Source organism: Streptomyces sp. MRC013, assembly GCF_023614235.1.
Lineage (GTDB): Bacteria > Actinomycetota > Actinomycetes > Streptomycetales > Streptomycetaceae > Streptomyces.
The window spans coordinates 224,741-238,994 of the sequence record NZ_CP094264.1 but is presented as its reverse complement, the minus strand read 5'-3'; the positions used below and the strand labels follow the sequence as shown (position 1 = coordinate 238,994).

The window sequence follows — 14,254 nt, the reverse complement described above, 5'->3', positions numbered from 1 at the left end:
GCCGCCTCCCGGCCGGCGGGCGCGCGTGACCCGGGTGCGCGCCGACGTTCGGGTGACAGCGCCCGACGGGGAACCCGGCGCGGGTACCGGTGACCGGTGAGGACCGCGTCCACCCGCGGGAGCCCGCCCCGCCCGGCACCGCCGGCCCGGCCCCGGTCCGCGAAAGGAGAACCCCCTCATGACCGTCCAGAACGCCATCGACTGGCCCGAGGACCAGCTGCCCGGTACCGGCGACAACTTCGTCTCCAACGAGGTGATCGTCCGGGGTCTCACCGCCGCCCGGGTCTGGCGCTACCTGACCGACACCTCCACCTGGGAGTCGTACTACGACAACATCACCGGCATCTCCTTCCCGGAGGGCGGCGGTCCCGTCCTGAGCGACGGCACCGTCTTCACCTTCGACCCCGTCGGCTTCCCGTCCGTGCGCACCCAGCACGCCCGCGTCGTGCAGTTCCGGGCCCCGGCGGAGGGAACGCCGGGCCGCCTGTCCTGGGCCGCCCACCAGGACGGCCCGCCCGAGGAGCGGCTCGAGGTGCTGCACGCCTGGCTGGTGGAGGACCTGCCCGGCGGCCGGGTCCGCGTCCTCACCCAGGAGACGCAGACCGGCAGACTCGCCGCGGAACTGGCCCGCCAGGTCCCCAACCCGATGCTCAACGGCCATCAGGCATGGCTGGACGGCCTGGTCGGGGCCGCCTCCGCGGGATCCGGCGCCTGACCCCCGCGGTACGGAGGGGCAGGGCGCGGCCGGGGCGGCGGACGGAGGACACGGCGGCGCGGCACACCGGGCCGCGGGCCGCGGCCGGGGTTACCGTCACCGGTATGAACGGTGGTTTCCGGAGTTGGCGCCCGTGCCTGCTCGGCGGGGCGGTCTTCGCCGTGTGCATGGCCGGCACGACGCTGCCGACCCCCCTCTACGGCCTCTACCAGGAGGAGTTCGGCTTCGCCGAACTCACGGTCACCGTCGTCTACGCCGTCTACGCCCTCGGAGTCGTCGGGGCGCTGCTGCTGGCGGGCAACGCCTCGGACGGCGTGGGCAGGCGTCCGGTGCTGTGGTGGGGGCTGGGGTTCGCGGCCGCGAGCGCCGCCTGCTTCCTGGGGGCCACCGCCCTGGGCTGGCTGTACGCGGGGCGACTGCTGTCGGGCCTGTCCGCCGGCCTGTTCACCGGGGCCGCCACGGCGTACGTGATGGAGCTGGCACCACCCGGGGGCGCCTCGCGGGCCACGTTCGTGGCGACCTCCGTGAACATGGGCGGGCTGGGCTGCGGCCCGCTGCTCGCCGGCGTCCTCGCGCAGTACGCCGACTGGCCGCTGCACCTGCCGTTCGCCGTGCACCTCGCCCTGGTGGCCTGCTCGGCCGCCGTCCTGCTCCGGCTCCCGGAGACCGTCCGGGAACGGCGCCCGCTGAGCACCGTGCGGCCGCAGCGGCCGGGGCTGCCCCCGCGGGTGCGGGCGGTCTTCGCCCCGGCGGCGACCGCGGCCTTCGTGGGGTTCGCCCTCTTCGGGGTGTTCACATCGGTCAGTCCGTCCTTCCTCGCCCAGTCCCTGGACGTGCACAACCGCGCGGTGAGCGGGCTGGTCGTCGCACTCGCCTTCTTCGCCTCGACCGCCGGGCAGCTGGCCGTCGGCCGGCTCGGCGTGGGCCGGTCGCTGCCGCTGGGCTGCGCCGCGCTCCTCGGCGGGCTGGCGCTGCTGGCGGGGGCGCTGTGGTGGGACCTGCTGCCGCTGGTGGTGCTGAGCGCGGTCGTCGGCGGGATCGGACAGGGCCTGGCCTTCCGCGGGGCGCTGTCCGCGGTCGCCGGGGCGTCCGACGCCGACCGGCGCGCGGCCGTGATCTCGTCGCTGTTCGTGGTGGCCTACGCGGGGATCTCCGTGCCGGTCATCGGGGTGGGGCTGCTGTCCGGGCCGATCGGCCTGGAGGGCGCCGGACTGGTGTTCATCGCCAGCATGGTCGCTCTGGTGTCGACGGCGGGCGTCTACCTGCTCCGGCGGCCGGTGCCGGCGGGGGAGACGGGCGGGGCGCGCTGACCGGCCGGCGCCGTCCGGACCGCCGCGGACCGGGCCGCGGCGCGCCCCGGCAGGGGCCGCCGCTCCTCAGCCGGGCTCGCCCGCACCGGCTCGGGACGGCACGGGCCGCCCGCAGCCGGACGTGCACACCGGGCCGCCGCGGTCGCTCCCCGGAGCCCGCGCGACGGCCGCCTCCCGGCGCGGGCCGGGCACCGCGGCGCCGGGGCCGGCCGGGGGCGGGCCCGGCGCCCGCCCCGTCCCCGCGTCCCGGAGGTCCGCCGCCTGCGGACGCAGCCGCCCGGCACGGGACGAGGCGTCCTCGACGCCCGCCCGGACCCGCGGCCTCAGCCAGCGGCCCAGGGGCTCCTCGACGCACCGGTGGACCAGGAGGGCGGCCGCCGCCATCCCGCCGGCCACCGCCCCCAGCAGGACGGCGGGGTGGATCCGGAAGTTCCCCTCCACGTGGGTGATGAGCTCCCAGCCGACGTACTGGTGCAGGAGGTAGAGCGGATAGGTGAGCGATCCGGCGACCGGCAGCCAGCGCCACGTGATCCGGTCGGTCCTGCCCGTGGCGATCAGGGCCATCGCCGCGAAGGACACCGCCAGCACGGCCATCACCGGCCAGAACGGCACCCACTGGCCCATGTTCCCGACGGAGGCCCGCCAGGTCGCACGCGCGGTCGGCACCGCGGCCGTGAACGACATCAGGACGACGCCCCACAGGAGCGCCGTCGGCCGGAAGCGGTACATCAGGTGGAAGGCGATGCCGGCGATGAAGTACCAGCAGTGTTCGGGCATCAGGAACTGGCCGAACGACTCCCCGCCGAACCGGTCGAGCACCAGCGCGGCCGTCCCCCACAGGCAGCAGAACAGCAGGACGCGCCGGTACGTCAGCCCGCCCCAGGCGACGATCGCGAAGAGCAGGTAGAACCGCAGTTCGGCGAAGAGCGTCCAGTACACCGGGTCCACCGGCTCCACCCCGAGGAACGCCTGCACCATCGTCAGGTTCGCCAGCACCTCGTGCCAGGGCCGCCGGACGTAACCGCCCGGCACGAGCACCAGCACGGCCGTCGTGGCGAGTACGCAGAACCAGTACGCCGGGTACAGCCGCACCACGCGCGAGGTGAAGAAGTCCCCCAGCGAACGGTCCCAGCAGCTCATGCAGATGACGAACCCGCTGACCAGGAAGAACAACTGCACCCCCAGCCACCCGTACGCCGCGAACGGGAAGACCTCAGGGAACAGCGTCCGGGCGGGGGCCCTCCACCCGTGGCCGAGGCCCACGTAGTGGAAGAGCAGCACCATCAGGGCGGCGAGCAGGCGCAGGCCGTCCAGCGCCGCCAGCCGCGGGGGGCGCCGGACGGCCGGGGCACGGACCGGCCCGAGCAGGGGTGTCACGGGATCTCCTCGTATCCTTCGGCCCCGGAACAGGCCGCGCCGGACGTGTGCGCGTACCGGCGTCTTCCGGATGCGCGCCGGCACGGGGACGGTCGGGGAACGCCTCCCGCGGAACCACCCGCACCACGTACGACACACGGCCCCCGCGAACGGTTGTGCCCGCGCCTCCCGCACCGCCGCCCCCGTGGGGCCGCGGCCGCAAGTCCCCTCGCGCCGGGACGACCTGACTGGAGGTCTGCACACCGGAGCGCCGGGTACCCGGGCGTGCGCGGCGGGGCACTCGGGGCGTGCCCCGCACGCCCGGATACCCCGGAGAACGACCTCACCCGCACGGACGCCGCCGTCCGTGCGGGTGAGGGGGCGGGGAGGCCGCCTCAGTGGCGGCCGCCGCGCAGCTTGCCGAGCAGCCGCCGGGCCTGCTCCCGCTTGCGCGGATCGGCGGCGGCCCGCCGCGCCTGGTCCGCCAGCTTCCGCCCCTGCGGGCTGCGGCCGAACTCCTTGAGCCGATTCATCAGACCGGACATGTCATCTCCTTCTCGTACGGATGCGGGGCGGGCCCTCAGCGGAAGAACGCCAGGTAGTAGTCCGCGAACTCCATGCGGTGCCCGCCGTCGTGGTCGTGCCTGTCCGGAACGTACTCCGGAGCGTTCTTGATCTCCTCCTTGGTGCGGGAGACGCGCACCACCCGCTGCTCGTCGTCCACGGAGGTGATGACTCCGGCGGGGAGGAGGACCTGCCTGCCGAAGATCCACGGTCCCGTGTCCACCACGAGGTAGCACGCGCCGACCTCGGCGGAGTGCTTGTCGACCTTGCCGATGGAGCCGTCCACCGCCTCGACCCCGTACCCGGTCAGGTCGGTGCCGGGAACGTAGTTCGCAGCCTCGGGACAGGCCCAGATGTCCGTGTGCACGTCACGCTCCTCCTTACGCCCCGTACGGGGGCCGATGGGTGACATCCGCCTGCCCCGCGAACCGGCCCCCATGCCTGTCCGGCGCGTCCGCCGGGGGACTCCCGCCGCGCCGCGCCGCCCTCGACCGGGCGGGCGCCGGAGGCGTGGGGCGCGGAGCCGCGGGGAGGGCCGCGCACCGCGGCACCGGAACCGCCCGCCGGCCGCGGCGGGCGGCCCGGGCACCCGCACCTGTGGGCCGTACCGGTGAGCCGTTCGGGGCCGGGCCGCGTACGGGGCAGGGATAAGCGCATCCGTGCCGGGGCCCGAGACGGAAAGCACGGGTGACAGGGACCAGAGAACGAAGGGGACGGGCATGCCCGGTACGCGGACGAACACGGCCGGCGGCGGCCGGACCGGGCGGGACGGCGCGCCGCGCACGGCGCGCGACGCCGTCGCGGCCGTCGAGGCGATCCTCGACGAGCACCTCGGCGTCCGGTTGCGCGAGGCGCGCGAGGTGGATCCGGTGCACGCCCGCGACGTCGCGGGCCGCGTCGCCGCGTTCACCCGGCGCCGCGGGAAGCGCCTGCGCGCCGCCTTCGCCTGGTGCGGCTGGCGTGCGGCCGGCGGGACCGGCGACCCGCGGGCCGTGCTGAGGGTGGGCGCGGCCCTCGAACTGGTCCAGGCGTGCGCCCTGATACACGACGACGTCATGGACGGGTCGCCGACGCGCCGCGGGGCGCCGTCCGTCCAGGCGGACTTCGCCCGCATGCACGCCGCGGGCCGCATGAGGGGCGCGCCGGAGCGCTTCTCGACCGCCGCCGCCGTCCTCGCCGGCGACCTGGCCCTGGCCTGGGCGGACGACCTGCTCGCCGAGACGGCGCTCGGCACCCCCGCGCGGCGGCCCTCCTGGCCGAGTGGCGGGCCATGCGCGGCGAGATGGTCGCGGGGCAGTACCGCGACGTCCACGCCCAGGCGACCGGCGCGTCCGACGTGGACGAGGCGGTCGCCATCGCCGCGCTCAAGAGCGCGCTGTACACCGTCGGGCGGCCCCTCGCCCTGGGCGCGGTCCTGGCCGGCGCCGACGCGGCCGTCCTGGACGCGCTCCGCTCCGCCGGGCGGTGCGCGGGACTGGCCTTCCAGCTCCGCGACGACCTGCTCGGCGCCTTCGGGGAGCCCTCGGCCACGGGCAAGCCGGTCGGCGAGGACCTGCGCGGACGCCGCCTCACCTACCTCTTCGCCGTCGCCTCCTCGCTCGCGGAGTCGTCCGGCGACGAGGAGGCGATCGGGGCCCTGCGGCCCGGGGGAGAGCCGCTCACGGACGAGGAGGTGGACCGGATGCGCGCCGCGATGGAGCGGACGGGGGCGCGCACGGTCGTCGAGGCGGAGATCGCGGAACTGGCGGCCGCCGGCGTGCGCCACTTCGCCCGGACCGGCGCGGACCGCGCCGTCCGGGAGGAGTTCGCCGCCTCGGTGGGGATCGCGTCCGGCACCGCGCCGATGCACGGCGGGGAGGCCGCGTGAAGACCGTGCCCGGACCGACCGGCCACGTCGTCGTGGTCGGCGCGGGGCTCTCCGGCCTCGCCGCAGCCCTCCACCTGCTCGGCGCGGGCCGGCGGGTCACCGTCGTCGAGCGGGAGACCGGGCCGGGCGGCCGGGCGGGCCGGGTGGAGCTCGGCGGGTACCGGGTCGACACCGGTCCCACCGTGTTCACCATGCCGGAGCTGGCCGACGAGGCGTTCGCCGCCGTCGGCGACAGCCTGTACCGGCGGCTGGAACTGGTGGCGCTGCACCCGGCGTACCGGGCGCGCTTCGCGGACGGCTCGGCCCTCGACGTCCACACCGACGCCGACGCCATGGAGGAGGAGGTGCGGCGGTTCGCCGGACCCGCCGACGCCGAGGGCTACCGCAGGCTCAGGGAGTGGCTGGAACGCCTGTACCGGGTGCAGATGGGCCGCTTCATCGACGCCAACTTCGACTCCCCGTTCCAGCTCCTCCACCCGGACCTCGCCCGGCTCGCGGCCCTGGGCGGCTTCGGCCGGCTGGCGCCGCGCGTCGGCGCCTTCCTGACGGACCGGCGCCTGCGGCGGGTCTTCTCCTTCCAGGCCCTTTACGCCGGGGTGGCCCCCGCGCGGGCACTCGCCGCGTACGCGGTCATCGCCTACATGGACACCGTGGCGGGCGTGTACTTCCCGCGCGGCGGGGTGCACGCCCTCCCGCGGGCCATGGCGGACGCGGCCGGTGAGGCGGGGGCGCGGCTGTGCTGGTCCGCGGAGGTCACGCGGCTGGAGCGGGGTGCGGGCCGGGTCCGCGCGGTCCACCTGTCGACGGGGGAGCGGATCGCCTGCGACGCGGTGGTGCTCACCCCCGACCTGCCCGTGGTCCACCGCCTGCTGGGGCGGGCGCCCCGGCGGCCGGTGCGGCTGCGGCACTCCCCGTCCGCCGTCGTCCTGCACGCCGGGACCCGCCGCACGTGGCCGGGGCTCGCCCACCACACGATCTCCTTCGGCGCGGCCTGGGAGGACACCTTCGACGAGCTGACGCGGCGGGGGAGCCTGATGAGCGACCCGTCGCTGCTGATCACCCGACCCACGACCCACGACCCGTCCCTCGCCCCCGAGGGGCGCCACCTCCACTACGTCCTGGCCCCCTGCCCCAACACGACGACCGGCCCGGCGCCCGAGTCCTGGCGCGACCTCGGCCCCCGCTACCGCGACCGCCTCGTGGCCGAACTCGAACGCCGGGGACTGGACGGGTTCGCCGCCTCCGTCGACCGGGAACTGCTCGTCACCCCCCTGGACTGGGCGGCGCAGGGCCACGCGGCGGGCACCCCGTTCTCCGTCTCCCACACCTTCGCGCAAACGGGCCCGTTCCGGCCGCGCAACCTCATGCGCGGCTGGGACAACGTCGTCCTCGCAGGCTGCGGCACCACCCCCGGCGTGGGCGTCCCCACGGTCCTCGTCAGCGGCAAGCTCGCCGCCGCCCGGATCACCGGGGCCGCCCGGCCCGGCCGGCCCGTCCGCACCACCGTGCCCTCCCGGAAAGGCGGCGCCGATGACCCGTCGTGAACTGGACGCGGCGGGGATCGCCGACCCCGTCCTGCGCGCGGCGTACACGCGGTGCCGGCAGCTCAACGCCCGGCACGGCAGGACCTACTTCCTCGCCACCCGGCTGCTGCCCGTCGAGCGCCGGCCCGCCGTGCACGCCCTGTACGGCTTCGCCCGCTGGGCCGACGACATCGTCGACGACCTGGCCCGCAGGCTGACCCCCGCGGAGCGCGACCGGCGGCTGCGCGCCCTGGAGGACGACCTGGCCGACGGGCTGCGCGGGACCGGAGGCGGCGAACCCGTGGTGCGCGCGGTGGCGGACACCGCCGGCCGGTACGCCGTCGACCACCGGCTGTTCACCGACTTCATGGCCTCCATGCGCAGCGACCTGAGCGTCACGGACTACCCGACCTACGCGGACCTGCGCGCGTACATGCACGGCTCGGCGGCCGTGATCGGACTGCAGATGCTGCCGGTGCTCGGCACGGTCGTCCCCCGCGAGGAGGCCGCCCCGCACGCGGCGGCCCTCGGGGTGGCCTTCCAACTCACCAACTTCCTCCGGGACGTCGGGGAGGACCTGGACCGCGGCCGGGTCTACCTCCCCGCGGACCTGCTCGCCGCCCACGGCGTGGACCGCCCCCTGCTGGAGTGGAGCCGCCGCACCGGGCGCCGCGACCGGCGGATCCGCGCCGCGCTCGTCGCCGCCGAGCACCTCACGCGGGGGTGTACCGGGAGGCCGAGCCGGGCATCGCCATGCTCGACCCCCGCGTGCGGCCCTGCATCCGCGCGGCCCGCGTCCTGTACGGCGGCATCCTCGACGCGATCGCCGACGACGGCTACGCCGTGCTGCACCACCGCTCGGCGGTGCCCCGGCGGCGCCGGGCCGCCACCGCCGCGGCCGGGCTCGTACAGGTCCTGGCCGCCCGGGTGCGCGCCCGGGCGGCGGCCCCCGCGCCCGCACCGGCGGGCCGGGGGACGACGGAACGGGAGGGGTGCGTCCGATGAGCGCGACCGGGGGCGGGACCGGGGGCGGGACCAGCTGGACCCCTCCGCTGAGGATCCGCCGGGCCCCGCGCTGGAACGAGCAGCGGCCCACCTGGCGGGAGGCGAAACCGGCCCTGATCGCCGACGCGCTCGCGCGGGCCGCCGCGAGGCCGTCGGGCAACTGGTTCGTCGTCGGCGCCTCGCGGGACGTCGCGGCCGGCCGCCCGTACGGCAGGACGGTGGCCGGGGTGGAGGTCGTCCTGTGGCGGGCGGAGGACGGCGGGCTGCGGGCGGGACCGGGCGCCTGTCCGCACCTGGGCGCCCCGCTGCGCGACGGCCGGGTCGTCTGCGGGACGCTGCTGTGCCACTGGCACGGACTGGCCCTGGACGGCCGCCCGTCCGCCGGGTGGGAGCCGTTCCCGGCGCATGACGACGGGGTGCTGGTCTGGGTCCGCCTGGACGGGGCGGGCGGCGGGGAGCCGCTGGAGCGCCCCGCGGTCCCGGAGCGCCCGGCGCCGGGCGGCGCGGTGGACGCCGTGTTCACCGCGGTGGGGCGGTGCGAGCCGCGGGACGTGGTCGCCAACCGGCTGGACCCGTGGCACGGCTCGTGGTTCCACCCGTACTCGTTCGTCGACCTGCGCGTCGTGGACGCGCCGCGGGAGGACGGGCGGGACGCGTTCTCGGTGGAGGTGGCGTTCCGGGTGGCGGGGCGGCTCGTCGTCCCCGTGCGGGCCGAGTTCACCGCCCCCGGGCCGCGCACGGTCGTCATGCGCATCACCGGGGGCGAGGGGGCGGGCTCCGTGGTGGAGACGCACGCCACCCCGCTCACCGCGCCCGGCTCGCCCCGCCCGAGGACCGCCGTCGTGGAGGCGGTCGTCGCCGCCTCCGACCGGCGCGGCTTCGCGCTGGCACGGGCCGCTGCCCCGCTGCTGCGCCCGGTGGTGCGCCGGGCGGCCGGCCGGCTCTGGCGCGACGACCTGGCCTACGCCGAACGGCTCCGGGCACTGCGCGACGCGGGCCGCCTCCCCGGCTGACCGCGCCCGCCGGGGAGGCGGGCGCGCCCCTCCCCGGCGTGGGACCCGCGGTCAGCCCTCCCCGGCCAGTGCGGCGAGGGCCCGCAGCACGGCGGTCCGCCCCGAGCGGGGGACCGTCCACAGCACCTGCCCCCGCACGCCCCAGCCGGCCAGGAGCGCGTTGGCGGCGAGGAACCCCGTCGTGGCCGCGCGCTCCATCAGGGCGACCGGCAGGTCGCAGCGGACCGCGTCGCCCGCCGCCACCACGCGCGGGTGCGCGGTGCGGACGGCGGGGCGCCGGCGGTGGGCGCCGACGGGGAACAACGGGCAGTCCGCCCGCCACTCGTGCCGCGCGTCGACGGTCCGCGCGTCCCGCGTCTCGGGGTACACCTCGTGCAGCCGCTCCACCAGCCGGTCCTGCACGTCCTTCCGCTCGGCGCCGGGATCGACGGCGTACGCGTGCAGCTCCACCACCGAACCGCCGGTGCGCGCGGCCCAGCGCGCCGCCTCGCCCTCCCAGCGCTCCAGGACGCTGACGTTGTCCAGACCGCCGTAGCCGCTGGTGCCGAGGAACCCGGGCCGGTCCCGGCGCACCGGCCGGTCCAGCCACAGCCGCGAGACGAGGAACGGCGGCGCGTCCCGCAGCGACGCCACGTCCCCGCGCCACGCGGTGCCGCCGATCCCCGGAGACGCCGCCACCAGGGCGCGCAGCCCGCCGGCGTCCGGCGCGAGCACCACCGCCCGGTGCCGTTCGCGCCCCCCGTCCGTCTCCACCACCAGGTCGGCGCCGTCCGCGCGGACGGCGCGCACCGGCGTCCCGGTGCGCACGTCGGCGCCGAGCCCCTCCAGGTACCCGCCCAGCGGCTCCCACAGCGCCTGCGGGTAGGGCTCGCCCGGCACGTCGAACAGCAGCCCCTCGGAGGAGCCGAGGAAGTAGATGTGGAACATCACCGTCAGCTCGGCGGCCGACAGGTGGCGCGGATCGGCGAAGAAGCTGCGGGAGAAGACCTCGAACGCCAGGTGGCGGGCCGCCTCGGGGAACCGGATCCGCTCCAGGAAGTCCGCCGCGCTCACCCCGTCGAACCGTTCGTACACCTCGGGCACGCGCACGTCGAACAGCGGCAGCGCGGCGCGCGGGTCCATACCGGCGAGGTCCCGCCAGCCGAAGGTCGGGCTGAGCGCGGCGAACCCGAGCGCGCTCCACGGGGGCGTGCGGGGGACCCGGGCGAACCCGTCGGTCAGGCCGCGGCGGTGCCGCAGCGGGTAGTCCGGCAGCGGTACGAGCCGGTCCAGGCCCGGGTCCGTCCGCCGGAGCAGGCCGCGTAGGTTGTAGTACTGGCGGAAGAAGGCGTGGAAACCGCGGCTCATGGTCGCCTCCGAGCCGTCCGCCAGGCGGGTGCGCCACCCCCGGACGCGCCCGCCGAGCGTCTCCTCGCGCTCGTAGAGCGTGACGCGCACCCCGCGCTCGGCGAGCGCCGTCGCCGCGGCGAGGCCGGCGATACCGCCGCCGACCACGGCGGCGCTCGGCCGGTCGCCGGTCAGGCGCTCCCGGCCCGGGGCGGGCAGGAGCACCTCCGCCCGCCGGTCCCGGCCCCGGCGGGCGGCCCCCGGGCGCCGCGCGACCGGGCTCACCGGCCCTCCTCCGGGCCGCCCGGGCGGCCGCTCCCGGCGAGGAACGTGTGCACCACCCCCGTCTGCCAGCCGGCGACCGGCAGCGCGCGCACCCCGTCGAACCCCGCCCGTGCGAGCCGGGCGGCGAAGGCGGGCGCGGAGTCGAAGGCGAGCACGCTGCGCCACAGGTGGCGGTACAGGTCCCGGTCCCCGGTGAGCGTCCCCGCCGGGATGACCACCGCCCGGCAGACCGCGTTCCACAGCGCGCGGTGGAACGCGGAACCGCCGAGGCAGTACTCGTGCACCGCCAGGCGCCCCCCGGGCCGCAGCAGGGCGCGCACCGCGGTGAGGACGGCGTCGGGGTCGGTGACGTTGCGGAAGAGGTACGCGGCGAACACCGCGTCGTACGGGTCCCCGGCGCGGCCCGGGGCGAGGTCCTCGGCGGCCAGGTGCAGGAAGCGCACGTTCCGCGGCCACGGTTTGGCCAGGGCGCGCCGCAGCATGCCGGCCGACGCGTCGACGGCCGTGATCCGCGCGCGGGGGGCGGCCTCCAGCAGCGCCCGCGTCGAGGCGCCGGTGCCGCACCCCAGGTCCAGCAGGTGCAGCCCCGCCCCTCCGCCCGGCAGCCGCAGGCGCCGCGCGGAGCGCCGCAGGTCGGTGCGGTAGCCGGGGTTGACCGCCGTCAGCCGGTCGTAGGTGCGGGCGGCGTGGTCGAAGGCGGTGGCCAGGTCGTGGTCCCGCAGGAGCGTCATAGGGGGTCCTCTCCGGATCCGGGGGTGGTGCGGCGCCGCAGGAAGGGGAGCTCGGCGGCGGTGCGGAGCATGGGGCCGACGGGGGTGCGCAGGCCGATGCCGACCTCCTCCCACGGGGAGGTCGCCCCGTCGAGGAAGCGCAGCAGGCGTTCGGCCGGGACGCGGCGGAAGAGGCCGGTGAAGAAGTCCGGTCCGTCCACCCGGCCGGTGTCCAGCGCGCGGAGCAGCACCGCGTCCATGGCGAGGGCCCGCCGGCCGTGCGGGGGCGGCACGACCTCGCCCCCCTCGCCCAGCGCGCGGGCCACCTGCCGGCTCTGCCGCTGCACGGCGGCGAAGGTGTAGCCGGTCGCCGGCCGGGTCGCGCCGCCCGCCGCGCCGATGCGGAACACGGCCCGCCCGGCACGGCGGGGGAAGCGCGCGTCGGTCATGGGGATGACCCCCTGCTCGGCCGACTCCACGGACAGCGCGCCGAGCCGGAGCACCTCACCGGTGTAGTGGCGCAGCGCCGTCTCGTACGCGGCGGCGGTGAGCGGGGCGCGGGAGAACTCCGTGTACTCCACGAGCGCCCGGTCGGGTGCCAGGGGGAGTAGGTAGCCGAACGCGAGCCCGTGGCGCGGCTGCGGCACGCGGAAGTCCATCAGGTCCGCGACACCCGGGTCGAAGCGCGGGGCGGCGGTGCGCACGAACCAGCCGCGGAAGTGCTGCAGGAGCGTGGTGCGGGCGGGCGGCAGCCGGCGGGGCGGCCGGGAGTCGAAGGCGTACCGCGCCCGCAGGACCAGCGCGCGGCCGTCGGGCGCGGTGCAGTGGACCTCGGCCCCGCCGCGCACCCCGTCGCGCACGTCGTGCGCCGTCGCGCGGACCACCCGCGCCCCCGGGCGCCGGGCCAGACCGGAGAGCACCAGCGACTCGAAGGACGCCGAACGCAGCATCCGGTAGCGCAGCGGCGCCGGGTCCGCGGTGACCGCGACGCCGTCCCGGCCGTGGACCCGCAGCCGGGACCAGGAGGCGACGACCGCGCCGTCGAACTCGCCCGGCCCCTCCTCCCAGTAGCACCAGGTGCGCTCGGCGGGGCGCAGCGGGCCGTCCGGGGCCTCCACCACGGTCACGGTGACGTCCCCGGCCCGGGCCAGGCGGTGCGCCAGGCTCAGCCCCGAGGCCCCGCCGCCCACGATCACCACGTCCGTCCCGCCCCGGCCGCCGCTCACCTGCCGCGCCCCCCCGGGGGCCGGGGCGCCCCCACGGTGCCCGGCGCCGTCCGCGCCGGGCACCGGCCCGGGCACTCCGTCGAAGTCCATCCCACTCCCTGCCGCGGTTTCCCCGACACCCGTACTTCGGCCGCCCGCACGCCGGTGGATGCGGTGGACGGGATCCAGCGGACCACGCCGCGGCCGCCGAAGCCAGGCGCCGCCGACGGCCGTAGCCCCATCGGGCGAGCCCGGCGCCCGGCGACCGCGCGGGCGGCCGCCGCCGGGGACGCCCGACCCCGCGGCACGGGCCGGGCGCCTCCGCCGGGCCCCGGGGCCACGGCGGGCCGCCTTCGCCCTCCACGCGGCCGGGCGGCGCGTACGCGGCACCGTGCGGGGATCTGCCCGTTAGCGCGCCCCCGATCGGGGCACGGGGGTTCCGGCACGCGGGCCGAGGGCGCCGACCGGCGCATGGCCTCCGATTCCACACATGCGGCCGACGCGGGAGGAACGAGACCATGAGCACGATCACCGGCCCCGCGGACCGCACGGTGCCCCCCGTGGGGGAGGCGCCCTGCGAGGCGGATCCGGGGCACCGCCCCCTCGGCTCCGACGAGTGCGCCTTCGAGGCGGCCTACCGGCGGTGGAGCCCTCTGGTCCACGCGATGGCCGCCCGCTCGCTCGGCGACGCCCGGGAGGCGGAGGACGTCGCCCAGCAGGTCTTCGTCGCCGCCTGGCGCGGCCGGGCGGGGTTCCGCCCGGAGCGCGGCCCGCTCGGCGCATGGCTGACCGGCATCACCCGCCGCAAGATCGCGGACGCGCTCGAAGCGCGGACCCGGCGCCTGCGGCTCGCCGAGGCGGCGGCCCGCGTCCCGGACACGACGGTCCCCCCGGACGGGGACACGACACCGGACGCGGTGCTGGACCGCGTCCTCCTCGCCGGCGAGCTCGCGCGGCTGCCGCCCCGGCAGCGCCAGGTACTGCGCATGGCCTACTACGAGGACCTCACCCAGAGCCAGATAGCCTCACGGATCGGCATACCGCTGGGCACGGTCAAGAGCCACGCCCGCAGGGGCCTGCACGTCCTGCGCCGCCGGATCGGGCAGGGCCCCGCGGCGGAGCCCCTCCCCCGGGACGTTCCCCTCGGACCGTCCTGCTGACCGCACGGGGACGGCCGCGGCGCCCGGCCGACCGGGCGCAGGTCCTCGGGGAGCGGCGGTACGGGGGCCGAGCCGAGCCGGTGACCACGGGATCCGCTCCGACCGCGGAGGCCGGTCCCCCGGAGCCGATGGCTGCGGAGCCGGTCTCCCGGGGCCGGCGGGGGCCGGTCCCGGCACCGGCGGGTCGGCGCGAGCCCCGTTCCCCGGTCCGGGCC

General features: G+C 77.5%; 11 protein-coding genes and 2 pseudogenes. 7 read left to right on the top strand and 6 right to left on the bottom strand.

Annotated elements, in window-relative coordinates:
• Positions 1–178 precede the first annotated feature (178 nt).
• Positions 179–715: an SRPBCC family protein gene (locus tag LUW75_RS01080; RefSeq protein WP_250333930.1), complete on the top strand. Its 537-nt coding sequence runs from the start codon at positions 179–181 to the stop codon at positions 713–715.
• 104 nt (positions 716–819) lie between these two features.
• On the top strand, positions 820–2,025 hold the full coding sequence (locus LUW75_RS01075; protein ID WP_250333929.1) for an MFS transporter: 1,206 nt from the start codon (positions 820–822) through the stop codon (positions 2,023–2,025).
• 66 nt (positions 2,026–2,091) lie between these two features.
• Here LUW75_RS01075 and LUW75_RS01070 read toward each other — a convergent pair whose 3' ends face one another.
• The 3 genes from LUW75_RS01070 to LUW75_RS01060 form a co-directional block, all read right to left on the bottom strand.
• Positions 2,092–3,402, bottom strand: coding sequence for an acyltransferase family protein (locus tag LUW75_RS01070; RefSeq protein WP_250333928.1), 1,311 nt, complete (start codon positions 3,400–3,402; stop codon positions 2,092–2,094).
• Between the two features lie 374 nt (positions 3,403–3,776).
• Complete coding sequence (locus tag LUW75_RS01065; RefSeq protein WP_250333927.1) at positions 3,777–3,926, bottom strand: hypothetical protein; 150 nt, start codon at positions 3,924–3,926, stop codon at positions 3,777–3,779.
• Between the two features lie 35 nt (positions 3,927–3,961).
• Complete coding sequence (locus LUW75_RS01060) at positions 3,962–4,312, bottom strand: PRC-barrel domain containing protein (RefSeq protein WP_250333926.1); 351 nt, start codon at positions 4,310–4,312, stop codon at positions 3,962–3,964.
• Positions 4,313–4,664: 352 nt separating this feature from the next.
• On the opposite strand from LUW75_RS01060, the pseudogene LUW75_RS01055 reads away from it, so the two are divergent.
• The 4 genes and pseudogenes from LUW75_RS01055 to LUW75_RS01035 all read left to right on the top strand — a co-directional run bounded on the left by LUW75_RS01055 (position 4,665) and on the right by LUW75_RS01035 (position 9,353).
• Positions 4,665–5,812: pseudogene (locus tag LUW75_RS01055) on the top strand (polyprenyl synthetase family protein).
• Complete coding sequence (gene crtI / locus LUW75_RS01045; RefSeq protein WP_284453792.1) at positions 5,809–7,356, top strand: phytoene desaturase family protein; 1,548 nt, start codon at positions 5,809–5,811, stop codon at positions 7,354–7,356. Before LUW75_RS01055 ends, crtI begins: the two are co-directional and overlap by 4 nt.
• A pseudogene (locus tag LUW75_RS01040) lies at positions 7,343–8,340 on the top strand (phytoene/squalene synthase family protein). The gene crtI and the pseudogene LUW75_RS01040 overlap by 14 nt, the downstream one beginning before the upstream one ends.
• The gene (locus LUW75_RS01035) at positions 8,337–9,353 is read left to right on the top strand and encodes a DUF5914 domain-containing protein (protein ID WP_250333925.1); all 1,017 of its coding nucleotides are present in this window, start codon (positions 8,337–8,339) and stop codon (positions 9,351–9,353) included. The pseudogene LUW75_RS01040 and the gene LUW75_RS01035 overlap by 4 nt, the downstream one beginning before the upstream one ends.
• A gap of 51 nt (positions 9,354–9,404) precedes the next feature.
• Here the strand turns inward: LUW75_RS01035 and LUW75_RS01030 are convergent, their stop codons facing one another.
• The 3 genes from LUW75_RS01030 to LUW75_RS01020 are packed head-to-tail and all read right to left on the bottom strand — an operon-like array spanning position 9,405 to position 12,990.
• Positions 9,405–10,964: an FAD-dependent oxidoreductase gene (locus LUW75_RS01030; RefSeq protein ID WP_284453791.1), complete on the bottom strand. Its 1,560-nt coding sequence runs from the start codon at positions 10,962–10,964 to the stop codon at positions 9,405–9,407.
• A complete protein-coding gene (locus LUW75_RS01025) occupies positions 10,961–11,695 on the bottom strand; it encodes a methyltransferase (RefSeq protein WP_250333924.1) in 735 nt (244 codons plus the stop codon). Before LUW75_RS01025 ends, LUW75_RS01030 begins: the two co-directional genes overlap by 4 nt.
• The gene (locus LUW75_RS01020) at positions 11,692–12,990 is read right to left on the bottom strand and encodes an FAD-dependent oxidoreductase (RefSeq protein ID WP_462933679.1); all 1,299 of its coding nucleotides are present in this window, start codon (positions 12,988–12,990) and stop codon (positions 11,692–11,694) included. The genes LUW75_RS01025 and LUW75_RS01020 overlap by 4 nt, the downstream gene beginning before the upstream one ends.
• A gap of 407 nt (positions 12,991–13,397) precedes the next feature.
• Here LUW75_RS01020 and LUW75_RS01015 point away from each other — a divergent pair, with 407 nt between their 5' ends.
• Entirely contained in the window at positions 13,398–14,039 is a 642-nt protein-coding gene (locus tag LUW75_RS01015) for an RNA polymerase sigma factor (RefSeq protein ID WP_250333923.1), read from the top strand.
• The last annotated feature ends 215 nt before the right edge of the window (positions 14,040–14,254 follow it).